Origin of the sequence: Streptomyces sp. NBC_01304, from assembly GCF_035975855.1 — a bacterium.
Lineage (GTDB): Bacteria > Actinomycetota > Actinomycetes > Streptomycetales > Streptomycetaceae > Streptomyces.
This window is the reverse complement of the sequence record NZ_CP109055.1, coordinates 9628981-9643049: the sequence shown is the minus strand read 5'-3', so window position 1 is coordinate 9643049 and position 14069 is coordinate 9628981. Positions and strand designations below refer to the sequence as shown.

At 67.7% G+C, this 14069-nt stretch carries 12 protein-coding genes and 4 pseudogenes; 10 read left to right on the top strand and 6 right to left on the bottom strand.

Annotated elements, in window-relative coordinates; genetic code table 11:
- Positions 1-81: 81 nt before the first annotated feature.
- Together OG430_RS42960 and OG430_RS42955 are read left to right on the top strand one after the other, a co-directional pair.
- Complete coding sequence (locus OG430_RS42960) at positions 82-276, top strand: hypothetical protein (RefSeq protein ID WP_327358088.1); 195 nt, start codon at positions 82-84, stop codon at positions 274-276.
- Positions 277-918: 642 nt separating this feature from the next.
- Positions 919-1404 carry a hypothetical protein gene (locus OG430_RS42955; RefSeq protein ID WP_327358087.1) on the top strand — a complete coding sequence of 162 codons (486 nt, stop codon included), beginning with the start codon at positions 919-921 and terminating at the stop codon, positions 1402-1404.
- Between the two features lie 486 nt (positions 1405-1890).
- Here OG430_RS42955 and OG430_RS42950 read toward each other — a convergent pair whose 3' ends face one another.
- Entirely contained in the window at positions 1891-2064 is a 174-nt protein-coding gene (locus OG430_RS42950; protein ID WP_327358086.1) for a hypothetical protein, read from the bottom strand.
- 159 nt (positions 2065-2223) lie between these two features.
- Between OG430_RS42950 and OG430_RS42945 the strand changes: the two genes are divergently transcribed.
- On the top strand, positions 2224-3204 hold the full coding sequence (locus OG430_RS42945) for an RNA polymerase sigma-70 factor (RefSeq protein ID WP_327358085.1): 981 nt from the start codon (positions 2224-2226) through the stop codon (positions 3202-3204).
- Positions 3205-3215: 11 nt separating this feature from the next.
- On the opposite strand, the gene OG430_RS42940 is transcribed toward OG430_RS42945, so the two are convergent.
- Positions 3216-3938 (bottom strand): DNA alkylation repair protein, encoded by a 723-nt coding sequence (locus tag OG430_RS42940; protein WP_327358084.1) that lies wholly within the window; start codon positions 3936-3938, stop codon positions 3216-3218.
- A gap of 213 nt (positions 3939-4151) precedes the next feature.
- Between OG430_RS42940 and OG430_RS42935 the strand changes: the two genes are divergently transcribed.
- Together OG430_RS42935 and OG430_RS42930 are read left to right on the top strand one after the other, a co-directional pair.
- Positions 4152-4967 (top strand): TVP38/TMEM64 family protein, encoded by an 816-nt coding sequence (locus OG430_RS42935; RefSeq protein ID WP_327358083.1) that lies wholly within the window; start codon positions 4152-4154, stop codon positions 4965-4967.
- A 260-nt stretch (positions 4968-5227) separates the two neighbouring features.
- A complete protein-coding gene (locus tag OG430_RS42930) occupies positions 5228-6103 on the top strand; it encodes an undecaprenyl-diphosphate phosphatase (protein ID WP_327358082.1) in 876 nt (291 codons plus the stop codon).
- 231 nt (positions 6104-6334) lie between these two features.
- Here OG430_RS42930 and OG430_RS42925 read toward each other — a convergent pair.
- Positions 6335-6523 (bottom strand): annotated as a pseudogene (locus tag OG430_RS42925) (transposase); the annotation flags it as partial.
- Between the two features lies 1 nt (position 6524).
- Positions 6525-6659, bottom strand: a pseudogene (locus OG430_RS42920) (SigE family RNA polymerase sigma factor); the annotation flags it as partial.
- A gap of 333 nt (positions 6660-6992) precedes the next feature.
- On the opposite strand from OG430_RS42920, the pseudogene OG430_RS42915 reads away from it, so the two are divergent.
- The 4 genes and pseudogenes from OG430_RS42915 to OG430_RS42900 form a co-directional block, all read left to right on the top strand.
- Positions 6993-7304 (top strand): annotated as a pseudogene (locus tag OG430_RS42915) (transposase); the annotation flags it as partial.
- A gap of 914 nt (positions 7305-8218) precedes the next feature.
- Positions 8219-8464, top strand: coding sequence for a transposase (locus tag OG430_RS42910; RefSeq protein ID WP_327358081.1), 246 nt, complete (start codon positions 8219-8221; stop codon positions 8462-8464).
- 102 nt (positions 8465-8566) lie between these two features.
- Positions 8567-10021 carry an IS4 family transposase gene (locus tag OG430_RS42905; RefSeq protein ID WP_327358080.1) on the top strand — a complete coding sequence of 485 codons (1455 nt, stop codon included), beginning with the start codon at positions 8567-8569 and terminating at the stop codon, positions 10019-10021.
- 463 nt (positions 10022-10484) lie between these two features.
- Positions 10485-11462 carry a terpene synthase family protein gene (locus OG430_RS42900; protein WP_327358079.1) on the top strand — a complete coding sequence of 326 codons (978 nt, stop codon included), beginning with the start codon at positions 10485-10487 and terminating at the stop codon, positions 11460-11462.
- Between the two features lie 362 nt (positions 11463-11824).
- On the opposite strand, the gene OG430_RS42895 is transcribed toward OG430_RS42900, so the two are convergent.
- On the bottom strand, positions 11825-12007 hold the full coding sequence (locus tag OG430_RS42895) for a hypothetical protein (RefSeq protein ID WP_327358078.1): 183 nt from the start codon (positions 12005-12007) through the stop codon (positions 11825-11827).
- A 237-nt stretch (positions 12008-12244) separates the two neighbouring features.
- On the opposite strand from OG430_RS42895, the pseudogene OG430_RS42890 reads away from it, so the two are divergent.
- Positions 12245-12473 (top strand): annotated as a pseudogene (locus OG430_RS42890) (IS5/IS1182 family transposase); the annotation flags it as partial.
- Positions 12474-12546: 73 nt separating this feature from the next.
- Here OG430_RS42890 and OG430_RS42885 read toward each other — a convergent pair.
- Positions 12547-13986: an FAD-dependent oxidoreductase gene (locus OG430_RS42885; protein ID WP_327358077.1), complete on the bottom strand. Its 1440-nt coding sequence runs from the start codon at positions 13984-13986 to the stop codon at positions 12547-12549.
- Between the last annotated feature and the right edge of the window lie 83 nt (positions 13987-14069).

Here is a 14069-nt window from a genome sequence, read left to right as displayed (position 1 = left end):
GTACTGGCCCAGTCGACGCGCTTCTGTAGGTCAACAGCCCACATCAGTAACGGACTTGATGAATCAAGCGGGATGGTGACCATGGCGAGGCAAACGGCGCAAGAGCGGCCCGTAGATCTTCCGCTCAGACTGGACGGCGACCCACAGCCGGTAGACGGCTGCACCCTGTGCGCCAACCTCGTAGATCAGCGGACGACGGCAAAGGCGAACGGCGACCGGTCCAAGATCTCGGACATCAACGTCAGGATGCGGCGCCACCTCAAGGACGCCCACTGATGACCACACCCGCAAGAGCCCCCAAGCGGCCCGCTGAGAGCCCGTTACCGGCCCCGAAGCTAGTCAGCCTCATAGACGGCCCAGACAGCCCGTACGCGGACTCTCCGGCCGGTTGGTGGGATGAGTACGGCGGGGCCATGGACCGGCGGTCAGGGGTGGTCTACATACCGCCGGGCGGCACAGGGCATGCGTGTCCGTTCCCGTGTGGTGAGTGCCAGATCAGGGGGCGTCAGTGATCACCCCGCTTGACCTCAAGACCCCGCGCCCTGGCCCGATCAACCCGAACACCTGTCATGTGTGCGCGGCGCTACGGGCCTTGGTCGTCAAGGCGGCACGGGAACTGAGCGCGGACGGAGTAAAGATCATGGTTCAGGCCATGCACGTTCACATGATCTACGGGCACCCCACCGACCGGCGCTCAGTGGGGCAACAGTGACGCGATTACGTGACCGCGTGTACGCGCTGGCCGGTCCTCTTCTGATCATCGCCATCAGCGCGTCATGCGGGTTCGTGATCGGCGTAGCCGTCGCAAGACCACACCCATAGACCCCCGCCTCTCAGCGGTGAAGGGCACGCGCAAAACCAACCCCACGTGAGCGCGTGACCCGCTGAGAGGCGGGCTCAACTGAACAGGGAGACACCGTGATTCGTGCACGCAAGGCATTACAGCTCGTGGCGATACCGGCGCTGACCCTCGCGCTACTCGGTGCGGAAGGCGGTTGCGGGTCGGAGGAGTCGACGCCGGACGGCGTGACGATCCGTGGCAACGTGCTCTTGGGACGCTGTAGCCATCGAATATCTGCGCCGTACGTCGATCAGCAAGACGGAAAGATCAGGGGCTATGCCGACGTGAAGTGCCGAGAGGCGGTCATACGGCACACGATGACCATAGGGATACAGCGGCGGAACGCGAACGGCGCATGGATCCAGCAAGGCAACATGACCTATCCGAACGCACCTGCGCTCAACGCCCTCAAGAAGGGCACGGTGGGGATCGCCTGTGTCCCGGGGGTGTACCGGACTACCCTCAAGGCGTTCGCTCAACTGGTGAAAGAGCCGGACGGCAAGGGCGACTCGGGAGAGTCCGAAAGCCCGTCCGTCACGGTCGCCGCTAAGGACTGTGGATGAACGACGAACCCCGCCCCGTTGGAACTCGCCCCGAGCCTGAGTTCGCCTTTGACCTTCACCCCACGCGACCAGCGACCCCCAGCGATCACGTGCGTCGATGGCGCGGGCGGGCCCTGGTCCTCACGGCCGTTACGGTCACCGGGTGGGTCGGGTGGCGCTGGCTCCGCGCAACGTAGAACCCTCACGAATGGCCCCGGTTCGGCGCTCCCTGCGCGCTGGCCGGGGCTGTTTGCTCTCCCCACTTGGTACGTGGCGCCTTAGGATGGGGTTAGCGGGTCTTGCCGTGGTCGACGTGCCCCATCGTGCCGATGTTGACGTGTGGCTTGGTGCGTACGTATGCCGTCTTGGGCATGGCAGTTCGTTCCTTCTGGAACTGGAAGCTGGTGGCCTTCCGCGCCGGGTGTCAGTCGGCTCGCGCGGAGGGCGGGGACCCCTGGGTCTGGCCGACCCTCCCCCTGCGGGGTCCGCCGGAGTGTCCGGGGAGAGTCAGCTTCGGACGCCGTCGAAGGCGTCGGGCAGCGCATCGGCTGCGGCATCGGCTGCGAGGAGACCGGCCGCGGGACCGGCAAGCAGATCAGCGGCCGGGAAGTCCGGGAAATCGGCAGCCTGAGCAGCGTCCGCGACTGCGGACGGAGCTGCGAGGAAGGCGTGCCGGAACATGCGACCGATCATCGCCGATCGGCCGGGGCGGGTCGAATGGTTTTTCCCCGCACGGGAGTTGACCGACGACTGTGAAGTGGTTCACACCGACGGACTGTCACGGTCTGCCGCTGCGAGGTGTCTCCATGGGAGAACAAGAGCGAACGTGGGAGCCGTTTGATGCCTGAGGATGCCGAGAGAGCCGAGGATGCCGAGGTCGCGGAGAACGCGGAGAACGCGGAGAACGCGGAGAACGCGGAGAACGCGGAGGGTGCCTTCACGGAGCACCGGCCCCTGCTGTTCACCATCGCGTACGAGATGCTGGGCAGCGCCGCCGACGCCGAGGACGTGCTGCAGGAGAGCTATCTGCGGTGGAGCGCGGTCGATCCGGCGAAGATCGGGCATCCGCGCGCCTACCTCGTCCGGGTGGTGACCCGGCAGGCCCTCAACCACCTGCGCGCCGTCCGGGCGAGGCGTGAGGACTACATCGGCACCTGGCTGCCCGAACCGATCCGCACCGCTCCCGAGGTGAGCGACGACGCGGTGCTGGCCGAGTCGGTGTCGGTGGCCATGATGCTGGTCCTGGAGACGCTGAGCCCGGCCGAGCGCGCGGTGTTCCTGCTGCACGACGTGTTCGGCTACACGCACGGCGAGATCGCCGCCTCGATCGGCAAGACCGAGATCACCGTCCGGCAGATCGCGCACCGCGCACGCGGGCACGTGCACGCGCGGCGTCGCCGCTTCGAGCCCGACTCCGCCGCCACCCGCGAGATCGTCCGGCGGTTCCTCCTCTCGACCTCGACCGGCGAGGTCCAGGCGCTGATGGACCTGCTGGCGCCGGACGTCGTGCAGATCTCCGACGGCGGCGGGAAGGTGTCCGCCGCCCGGCGTCCGATCACCGGGCAGGGCGACGTCGCCCGGTTCGTCCTCGGCGTGGCCCGCACCGGCATCACGCCGACGACGCGGATCGAGTACGCCACGTACAACGGCATGCCCGCGGCCCGCTGCCTCACGGACGGCGGCCTCGACTGGCTGCTCGCGTTCGAGATCCAGGAGGGGCGGATCACCGCCCTGTACGTCATGCGCAACCCGGACAAGCTGCACCGTGCCCACACCGTGCGCCCGCTCGACAGAGGAGCACACCCACGGGGCTCCCTCTAGTCGCGGGCGCCCTACGACTCCTCGGCCCCTACGTTCTTCAGCGCCTCGCGCACCGACAGCGGGGCCAACCGGTCCCGGTGGGCCGCGACGAAGGAACGTACCGCCTCCGCATCGGTCTTCGCGTACTCGCGCAGACACCAGCCGATGGCCTTGCGGAGGAAGAAGTCGGGGTGGTCGGCCCGGCGCAGGCAGTAGGCGAAGAGACGGTCGGTGTCGGTGGCCGACTTGTAACGGAGCTGGTGGAGGAGTGCGGTGCGGGCGACCCAGAGATCGTCGTCCTCGATCCAGGCATCCATGTCGGCCCTGAGCTTCGGGTCCGCCACGACCAGACCGCCCACGACGTGCGAGGCGAGCGCGTCGACCGTGTCCCACCAGGAGACCGTGGTGATCAGGTGCCGGGCGACCGGCAGGAAGCCGGAGGAGGAGCGCCGGACGTGGCGGCGCAGATAGTCGACGGCGAAGTAGTGGTACTCGCGCTCGGGCAGCTCCCAGCAGCGCAGGGCGATCGCCGTGCAGTCCGCCTCGTCGGGGCGGCCGGTGCCCTCCAGGACCCGTCGGGACAGGGCCCGCCGCTCGGGCGACATGATGCCGAGGAAGGGGGCGACGCCCTTGAGATAGGCCTGCACCTGCACGGCCCGCTCCGGGTCGGCGGCCGTGGGGTACAGCGCGACCAGGCGGTCGAGGACGGTGTCGGCGAGGGCGCTGGGCGGCACGGTGGGGTGCTTGGCGTTCACGCTCCGCACATTACGGCGCCGGGCGTCCGAGCCTCATGTCCCTGGTGCCCGAGCCTTCTGTCCCTGGCGCCTGAGGATCATGTTCCGGGTGCCCGAGGCTTCTGTCCCTGGTGCCCGAGCCCCATGTAACCGTCGGCCGACAACGGTCACGCGTGCGTCACACGTACGACCGCATTACGGCGATCACACACATACGTCGGCTAGTCTCCCCGGATGCTCGAGCAAGCCACCCGACCGGCCCCCGCCCCGGCCCCCGCACCCGCGGGGCTCGGCGTGCGCTGCGGCCGCGCGTTGCTCTCCCCCTGGTCAAGGCTCTCCCTCCTCGTGGTGCTCCTTGCCGGCGCCGGGACGGGCGTGCTGCTCTTCGAGCCGCAGCGGATACTCCAGGACGGCTGGCCCCCGCACATCAACGGCGCGGCGGCGGTCGTGGTCTTCGCGGTGGCGTACGGCCTGTGCACGGCGGCGTTCGTGCCGCGTCCCCTGCTGAATCTGGCCGCCGGCGCGCTGTTCGGTTCGCAGGCGGGGCTCGTGGGGTCGCTGGCCGGGACGGTGCTCGGGGCGGGGATCGCCTTCGGGCTCGGGCGGGTGCTCGGGCAGGACGCGCTGCGGCCGCTGCTGCGGGGGCGCTGGGTGCACGCGCTGGACGGGCAGCTGAGCCGGCACGGCTTCCGCTCGATGCTGGCGGCCCGGCTCTTTCCGGGCGTGCCGTTCGCCGCGGCCAATTACTGCGCGGCCGTCTCCCGCATGCGGTGGGTGCCGTTCCTGGTGGCGACGGGGCTCGGCTCGATTCCGAACACCGCGGCGTACGTCGTCGCCGGCAGCCGCGCCGCGACGCCCACCTCGCCCGCCTTCCTGATCGCGATGGGCTTCATCGCGGTGACGGGCCTGGCCGCGCTGGTGGTCGCCTGGCGCAAACGGGATCGGCTGCGCGGGCGGGTTCCGGGGGCGCCGGAGCGTTCCCGGTGCGGGCGTGACGGATGCTCCGGACATGACGGGTGCTCCGCGTGCTCCGGGCGGCAAGTAGCGTGACGGGCATCGCTGCCGTCCGCCGGCGGTAACGGGTACGCCCCCATCCGGTTCCCGCGGGTCCGTGGGGCGAGCCGGGGCCAGCTGGGGCGAGCCGGGGCGAGTCACGGTGCACGGGATTGCCCCAGGGGGCTTCACAGCGCTGATCGCCGCGGACGGTACGCTGCCCAGCGACGGCCACGGCCGAATGACCACTTCCGCGCTCCGTCGCCCCCGCCACGCGCGGACCGACGAACAATCAGATCCGGGACGGCACAAGCCCCATGAGCTGGTTCGAATCACTAATCCTCGGACTCGTCCAGGGGCTCACCGAGTTCCTCCCCATCTCCTCGAGCGCCCATCTGCGCCTGACAGCCGCGTTCGCCGGGTGGCACGACCCCGGTGCGGCGTTCACGGCGATCACTCAGATCGGCACCGAGACCGCCGTCCTGATCTACTTCCGCAAGGACATCGCACGCATCGTCTCGGCGTGGTTCCGCTCGCTCACGAACAAGGAGATGCGCGGCGACCACGATGCCCAGATGGGGTGGCTGGTGATCGTGGGCTCCATCCCGATCGGTGTCCTCGGCGTCACCTTCAAGGACCAGATCGAGGGCCCCTTCCGCGATCTGCGGCTGATCGCCACGACGCTCATCGTGATGGGCATCGTCCTCGGCGTCGCCGACCGCCTCGCCGCCCGGGACGAGACCGGTGGCCGCCACCGCGCGGTGAAGGACCGCAAGTCCCTGAAGGAACTGGGCGTCAAGGACGGCCTCATCTTCGGCCTCTGCCAGGCCATGGCGCTGATCCCCGGCGTCTCCCGCTCCGGCGCCACGATCTCCGGCGGCCTCCTCATGGGCTACACCCGCGAGTCCGCGGCCCGTTACTCCTTCCTGCTCGCGATTCCGGCCGTACTGGCGTCGGGCGTCTTCGAGTTGAAGGACGCGGGCGAGGGAGGTCATGTGTCGTGGGGGCCGACGATCTTCGCGACGATCATTGCGTTCGTGGTGGGGTACGCGGTCATCGCCTGGTTCATGAAGTTCATCACGACCAAGTCGTTCATGCCGTTCGTGTACTACCGGATCCTGCTCGGCATCGTGTTGTTCGTGCTGGTGGGGACGGATGCGCTGAGCCCGCATGCGGGGGAATCGGCGGGCTGAGGGCGGGCCACACAGGTAGCGCTATCTAGCATTTCCTAGCGCCTGATTGCAGCACCACGCCATGATCATCTCCCACTTGTCTCCCACTCATCTCCCACCGGGGAGGCGAGATACGCTCCCCTAGGGCGTGTGCGTCCGCAAAGCAAGGGATGATGCGAAGGGCCCGCACGGCAAGCTGACGCTGTTGGTTGATTCGGGCCCGGTTGCTTCGCCCCGTCGAGCTTCCTTCGGCTCGCCGGGGCGAAATGCTGCGAAGTGGCTGGTGCGGGTGCGGGCCCGTGGTGTGTCGGTGAGGTGGGCGTCGATGCGGGCGAGGTTGATGGCGGCGCCGGTGAGCTGGTGCTGAAGGCTGGTCTTCGCGAGACCCTTGTAGCGGGATCTGCGCAGGCCGCAGCGCCCGACGCCTTGGGAGATGGTGCCCTTGCACCACGTCCTGCGCCTCGTACTGGTCGCCGAGCATCACGTACAACTGCCCGGTCAGCCTGGCCGCCGTTTGCGCATAGAACTCCTCGGCGGTCAACAACAGCTCCCGGATTGCTTCGTTCACACAGGGCATACGCCCGGGAACTCGCATCCGGACGACACCGCACACAAGGAAACAGCGTGACCGTCATCACAGCGGCCGTATGCGGTCGGCGAACCGGCCTCGTCACCCTCGCGATCGTCCACGGCGACGCAATGGGGTCGGGCCACATGGGAGTTGTGGCCCGGCCCTGTTCGCAGACGATCGGATGTCACCTAACCCACGCCACGCCCGGAGCGCGCGTCCAGCTTGACGACGTACCTTGAGCGACTCTGTCGGGGATCTTGAGATTCCCGGGCGCGGTCGCGTGATCAGCGGGCATGCTCGGGGTGGTCCCGAAGAGTCGTGCAGTAGTCGAGGTGCCCGATGTCCGTCCGTCCCCGCTCCGGTGACCAGATCCCGTCCCTGACCGCGCGGGTCGCGCGGGCCAGCAACCCGAGCGGCACGACGGCGATGTGGGTGAGAGACCGGCTGGACGGGCTCTGGCACGACGAGGACTTCGAAGTCTGGTATCCCCGGGACGGCCGCCCCGGGTTGTCGCCCGCGCAGCTCGCCACCGTCTGCGTGCTACAGTTCGTGCTCAATCTGTCGGACCGGCAGGTTGCGGAGGCGGTGCGCTGCCGCATCGACTTCAAGTACGCGCTTGCCCTGGAGTTGGATGATCCAGGCTTCCACCACAGTGTGCTGTCCGACTTCCGCGATCGGCTCGGCGAGGGAGACCGGGCCGACCGTCTTCTCGACCTGGCAGTGCAATGGTTGAAGGAAGCGGGGCTGGTCAAGGCGCGCGGACGGCAGCGTACCGACTCCACTCATATCCTTTCCGCTGCCCGGGAGTTGACCCGGCTGGAACTGGTGACCGAGGCGGTGCGCGCCGTCCTGGAAGAGCTCGCCCGCACCGCTCCCGAGGTGCTCGACGAGGTGGTCACCGCCGAGTGGGGCGAACGCTATGGACGTCCCGTGCGGATGAGCAGTCAGCCCAGTCACCCCATCGCCCGCCTCACCCAGGTCGGCGCCGATGCACGCACTCTGCTCGAGCGCGTGCGTGCTCGCTTCCCCGGGCGTGACACGGGTCCGAGGGTGGAGGCGCTGCGCCAGATCATGGTGCAGCAGTTCCTCGTGGATGCCCGTGGCCGGTTGCGGCCGCGCACCCCGCGGGACGGCTTGGTGCCGCCGAGGGTGCGGATCGAATCGCCCTACGAGCTCAAGGCCCGCTGGGTGCGGCGCGGCAACACGCGCTGGACGGGCTATCTCGCGCATGTGACCGAGACCTGCGACGAGGCCGGCACCAACGTGATCACAGACGTAGCCACCGTGGTGTCCGCCGCCGACAGCCAGGCTCTGCCCGGCATCCACACCCGTCTCCAGCGCCGACGGAGCTTCCCGCCCAGCACCTGGTCGACGATGGATATCCCTCCGCCGTGCTCATCGCCCAGGCCGCCCGCGAGCATCAGATCGAGCTGGTCGGCCCAGTCAAGTCCGGTAATTCCTGGCAGCGTTCGAAGCAGACCGGTTTCGCCCGGGAGGACTTCGCCATCGACTTCGAAGCCGCCCGCTCTCGCTCCGTATGTCGTGGTCCGGTTTCGTCCCCGCCAATGCGCCCCTGCCCCGACCGGACTTCCTGCACCACCGGCAGCTCGGGCCGCACCGTCAACTTTCTCCCCCAATCCCTCCACGAGCTCCAGGTCCGAAACCGCACAGACCAGCAGGACCCCGTATCGCGACGCCTCTACGCCTCCCGGTCTGGCGTCGAGGGCACCGTGAGCGAATTCGTCAACGGCCACCGCATGCGCCGCTGCCGCTACCTCGGCCTGGCCAAGACTCAATGCCGGGAAGTTTGAGCCCGGGGCGAGTTGTCAACCGGTTCGGCGAAGTTGGTCTGGTGGGGCGGGGCTCCGCGTAGGACGGGAGTCGACCAAGACGCCGTTCTTCGAGGAGCCCCTGTGGTTCAGCCTGGCATGGCCGCGCGTGCGTGTATCGGTGGTGAAGCGGCTTTCGCCGCCGGGCATTTGGGAGAGTTGACGCAGATCATCTCGCCGTCACTGGTGGATGCGGTGCTCGAGAAGACCGGACGGGTGCAGTCCCGGGTGCGGAAGCTCCCCTCGCGGGTGGTGGTGTACTTCGTGCTGGCGATGGCGCTGTTCACCGAGTACGGATATCGGGGCGTGTGGGCCTGCCTGGTTGCCGGGGCGGGCCTGCCGGATGTCGATCCGTCGGCGGCTGCCCTGCGGCAGGCCCGGCGGCGGGTCGGCTCAGCGCCCCTGGCCGCGCTGTTCGACGAGGTCAAAGGAGCCGCCGCGGTTGGAGACACCCCGGGTTCATGGTGGAGAGATCTGCGGGTGGTGGCCTGGGACGGCACCGGCCTCCAAGTCCCCGACAGCCCCGAGAACCTCGCGTTCTGCGGGCGTGCCGCCGGGAAGTTCGGACTGGGCGGGTTCCCGCTGATGCGGCTGACCGCGCTGGTCGAATGCGGGACCCGGACCCTGATCGACGTGATTGTCGGCCCCTGGAAGCAGTCCGAGAAAGACCAGGCACTGTTGCTGTGCCGGGCGCTGGGCCCGGGCATGCTGCTGTTGGCCGACCGCGGCGCCAAGGGGGTCCCACTGGCCTGCGCCGCCGCCGCGACGGGCGCGCACTTATTGTGGCGGACCAGCACCGACCGACTGCCGCCCGTCCTGCATCTGCTGCCCGACGGCAGTTATCTGTCCATGGCCACCAGCCAGAACGAGCGAGCCCGCCTGGCCCGTTGGACCCGCCACCGCCGCGGCATCCCACCACAGGCTCAGGGCCTGGCGCTGCGGGTGATCGAGGCCACCGTCACCGTCCGCACCCCCGGCCGACATCGCCGCACCACCCATCTCCGGCTGATCACCACACTGCTTGACCACGAGCAATACCCCGCCGCCGAACTCGCTGAGCTCTATCACGAACGGTGGCAGGTGGAGATCGCGTACTTCGGTTTGAAGGTCACTCTCCGCGGCGCCGGACGCGTGCTGCGGTCGCAGACCCCCGACGGGGCGCGGCAGGAACTCTTCGGCCTGCTCATCGTCTACCAGGCCGCCCGGCTCATCGCCGCCCAAGCCGCCGACCGTGCCGGCACCGACCCCGACCGCATCTCGCTGACCGTCACTCTGCGAACGGTCCGCCTCACCGTCCTCACCGCAACCGGGACCACCGGTACCCCCGGCACGCCACCAACTCCCCGGATCCGACAGGCTATCCTCCACCCCCGCGAACTGGGGCCGGAACACCGCAGACTCCGCATCCTGCCCCGCCGCGTCAAACGCCCGATCTCCACCTTCGCCTACAACGCAACGCGAAAAGACCCGCCCATCCTCAACCCAGAGATCGTCATCACCATCGGCCTACCCGCCGATCTTCCACGTCGCCCTGTCTAACTTCCCGGCATTGGGCCAAGACTCATGTCCAGCACGTGTTGACCGCAATCGCGGTCAACATCGAACGCCTCAGCGCCCAGGAACCCGAAGCCTCCACCTACCGTCCGCGTCCACCAACGGCGTTCCAGCAGTACCTCGAAATCCACGGCCTGCCCCGGGCGCTCTGGTGGCGCCAGGGTAAGACCTTCGAGCCTCAACATCCCCGACAGAGTCGCTCACTGCGCCTCACCTCGTCACCTTGGTCCGGGCCGGTGCTCGCTTCGAGAACGGCCACCTCGTGGAAAGACCCGAGGGTTCTGCCGCAGCGTGACAAGAGGATGCACTTGTTCACGAGCTTTCAACGCGTTCACGCAACCAGGCGGCACACCCTCTATGGCTCACCGGGAAGCTGCTGATTCCCTTGAAGGCCAGCGTGCTGCAAAGCCAGTCACGTGCTCGCGGAAGCCGTCTTCGAGGAGTCCACATGCTTGCCGAAGTGTCCCTGCCTTTTTCCGGCAGCATCAGCAGCGACTGCGACGCCGCCCGGCAACGTAGCATCGCCTGGGGTCGCCGGCACGGCCTGATTGTCACCCCGGCTGACGAACGGCGATATCGTGCGGCTGATATTCCCGATCTTATGGCCCGCTGGCTTCCCCAGGCGCACGGCACTGCGCTCGACCTCGGCGTTGATGCGCTCACCTTTGCGGCACTTCTCGACGATCAGTTCGATGGCGCTTGCGTCGACGATCCTGCCGTGGCCACTCGTGCGCTCGCACCACTGCAGCAGGTCCTCGACTCGAACCATACGCCCAGGGACGCTAGTCCACTCGTCACAGCCTTTGCCGACGTCTGGCAGCGCCAAGCGGCTGGAAAACCTCACTATTGGCAGCAGCGTGCCGCTGTCCACTGGCGCTGGTTCTTCGAGGCATTCGTCGAAGAGTCCAGCATCCGCAGCGGCGCAATCCCCATGAGCATCGAGGAATACCTGGCCCTGCGCCGCAAATCCGGCGTCGTTGCCATGATGGTTGACCTGATCGAAGCGGCCTACGGGTTTGAAACCACGCCCCGTGTCCGGGACGTCCCTCTCATCCAGGACGTGCTCCGCATCGCGATGGACCTTGTCGACAGCATCAACGATCTCTTCTCCCTGGCGAAGGAAGAATCCCGCGGCGATGTCCACAACCTCGTCCTTGTCATCCAACGCGAGAACGGCCGCACGCGCGAGCAGGCCCTAACCGACGTTCGAGCAAACATCCAGCAGTGGTGCCAGGACTTCACTCAGGGCCAGGAACGCCTCGCCGCTGCCTGTGCCCATCTCTCGTCGAGCGAACAGTCTTGCACGCGCAGCCTCGTGAACGGCATGTGTGACGCCATCGGCGGTTTCCCCCACTGGAGCCGTCGTAGCGGCCGCTATAGCCAGCTCGTCCCTGTCGGCCAACCCGCCTACCGTGCATGCCTGTAGAACCAACTACCTGATCACACCGATCCACAACGCTTGACAGTTGCTCCGGCCACGTCAATCAGCATGGGTACGCGAGCTCCCTCTTCTCGGAGCGGACCCAGGCCGCCTCGGACCCGCTGGGTGCACGACGAACGTCCGCCCAGTGATAGAGGGTGCTGACCCGCATCTCCAGCAGTGTTCCAGCGTTCAATGAGTATGACAGATAGTCAATACGTAGCGGCACTGCCCCGTCGCCTCGAAGAGCACCGCGAGGCTGTGAAGAGAGCGCACGAGGCGTGGGAGCAGGCCCAGGAGTTGGCCTCGAGCATGCCCCGTCTCGTCCAAGCCTGCCTGGCGGCAGGGTCGTCCAGCGACGCGGTGGGCTAGAACACGGCGTTGCCCTCCATATTGCAGGTCTTGAGGTACTGCTTCCGGGCTTCCTCCGTGGGCAGCAGGCCGAATTGGTCCAGCCAGGCCATGTGTGCTGCCTTGACTTGGTTCACGACCGGGTTCTGCCGGTGTGGGAAGGGGATGTCCCACACCGGCCACACCACGGTGTCCAGCAACTTCCGGTCGATTTCTTCTCCTCGGAGGTTCTTCTGCTTGCCTGCCTTGAAAGGGTGGCGTGTACTCGGTGGGCAGCTCACCCCGTCCGTTTCACTGCGGCCTGTCCCCGGTCGCGCAGCGCTGCTACGACCGGCGGCGGGACCGGTGCCGTGTTCAGTGGACGTTAGGTCCGATCTTCCTCGGTTCGTGATCGCTCAATCGTAAATTTGGTGCTTCACCGATCTGATGAGGTGTCGGCCCGGCGATTAGCGGACCCGTCCCTCGTGATCATCGACACCCAGTCCGTCCGCGCGGCTGCCGGTGTCCCGAAGACCACGACGGGACTGGACGCCAACAAGAAGGTCTCGACCGCAAGCGGGGCTGGCCGTCGACGTGTTGGAGCTGATCGTCGGCGTCGTGGTGCTGGCCGCGTCCGCCCACGACAACGCCGTCGGCACAGCCCTGCTCGACCAGGCCGCCGAGCAGGGGTGCTCTTCGTGCTGGTGTTCCCGATCCGCCAGCCCGGCCCGACCGTGTTGACCTGTTCCTGCACCGGGGATCACGATCGCCCCCGTGAGGGGAACGGGTCTTCAGCAGAGGCCTGTCTGGTCTCTGGACTCTGCCACCTGTTCCGGTAGATGGAGCGGAACACGTGACGGCGCAGGAGCTTGGTGGGTGAGGTGGTAAGGCTGATGATGCCCCAGAGCGTGGCTGCGACCCTAGGGTCGGCTGCTGCGGCCTTGAGGACTGCCTCGAGGCAGGTGGCGATTGCACGTTTGGTCAGCCGATGCCCTGTGGGGACTTGGGGCAGAGTGGAGTCCGCGAGCATGGTGATGGCCCAGGGAATCCGTATGGCTTTGCCGGTGGCTCGGTAGTACCTTCGCGGCAGGTCTCCCGTCCCGTAGCGTAGGCAGTCGCGCAGCGCTAGGGCTTCCATGGCCGCCACGGTCATTCCGGTGCCGTAGATCGGGTTGAGGCTGCAGACCGCGTCGCCGATGGATAGCAGTCCGTCGGGCAGTCGACGGAGTTGGTGGTAGCGGCGCCGGATGACTGCCGGGTAGCCGAAGGTGGTGATGGGGCCGACTGGTTGGGCGTTTCGCAGTGCTTCCCAGACGTCGCCGGGCGCCAGTTCCTGTGTGCGGGCGAGGAATTCCTCGGGCGAGGTGGGCGGGTGATGGGCTGTGCCGTACCCGAAGAGGGAAAGCGCCCAGATGCCATTTTCCTGGGCAAAGAAGGCGAGGCCGCGGGGGCGTGCGATGGTGGCGCCGACGGCCACGCCGCGGTCGGTGCCCAGGCAGTCGGGAGGCAGTCGGTAGCGGCAGCTCGCATATCTGACGTCTACGCGCACACGGTCCTCGGTCGGCCTCGTGTAGCCGAGGGCCATCAGCCATGCGGCGCCCCGGCCCGAGCGGCCCAGTGCGTCCACCACGAGATCCGCCTCGATGCTGCGGGCGGTCGCGTCCGGGGCTGTGGATACCACCTGGACACCGTTGACCGTGCCACCGTGCGACAGCAGGCGGGTGGCTTCGTGCCGGTCGAGCAGCGTGACGTGAGGCAGGGCCGAGACCCTGGCGTGAAGACGGTTCTCCAGGAACGGGCGGCTTGCCATCACGAAGTGGGACCCGGTGGGCACTTGCCGAAGAAGATGGCCGAAGAAGATGACGCGCATCTGGGTCAGTGCCTGCGCGGGTGTGGCGCCGGCATCGGTCAGCTCGGTCAGGAGACCGGGGAAGAGTTCCTCGAAGACTTCCGCGCCGCGCAGGGCGAGCCCGTGCAGGTGGGTGCCTTGGGGCACGCCTTTGCGGGTATGGTCGCCCGCGGCAGGCGGGTCGCGTTCGATCACGGTGACGTGCTGGAAGTGATCGGCCAGGACTCGAGCAGCACACAGGCCCGCCACCCCCGCCCCCAGGACTACCGCGTGTTCCCTCTGCGGGCCGTGGTCAGCGCGGGCCGTCGCTGTGGATGACTTGTTCCTGGCGGGCTGTACGGAGGAAGGCATCCCTCTATCTCCTCGTTTCTCCTAGGTTTTGCTCCGAAAATGAGCTGATCGACGATGGGGTCAGAATCCAGCGAGGCCCCTTG

Excerpts from the sequence above, each read along its gene's own strand:
- OG430_RS42960 (WP_327358088.1), top strand. The coding sequence starts at position 82 with ATGGCGAGGCAAACGGCGCAAGAGCGGCCCGTAGATCTTCCGCTCAGA.
- OG430_RS42950 (WP_327358086.1), bottom strand. The coding sequence starts at position 2,064 with ATGTTCCGGCACGCCTTCCTCGCAGCTCCGTCCGCAGTCGCGGACGCT.
- OG430_RS42945 (WP_327358085.1), top strand. The coding sequence starts at position 2,224 with ATGCCTGAGGATGCCGAGAGAGCCGAGGATGCCGAGGTCGCGGAGAAC.
- OG430_RS42935 (WP_327358083.1), top strand. The coding sequence starts at position 4,152 with ATGCTCGAGCAAGCCACCCGACCGGCCCCCGCCCCGGCCCCCGCACCC.
- OG430_RS42930 (WP_327358082.1), top strand. The coding sequence starts at position 5,228 with ATGAGCTGGTTCGAATCACTAATCCTCGGACTCGTCCAGGGGCTCACC.
- OG430_RS42910 (WP_327358081.1), top strand. The coding sequence starts at position 8,219 with ATGCGCCCCTGCCCCGACCGGACTTCCTGCACCACCGGCAGCTCGGGC.
- OG430_RS42900 (WP_327358079.1), top strand. The coding sequence starts at position 10,485 with ATGCTTGCCGAAGTGTCCCTGCCTTTTTCCGGCAGCATCAGCAGCGAC.
- OG430_RS42885 (WP_327358077.1), bottom strand. The coding sequence starts at position 13,986 with ATGCCTTCCTCCGTACAGCCCGCCAGGAACAAGTCATCCACAGCGACG.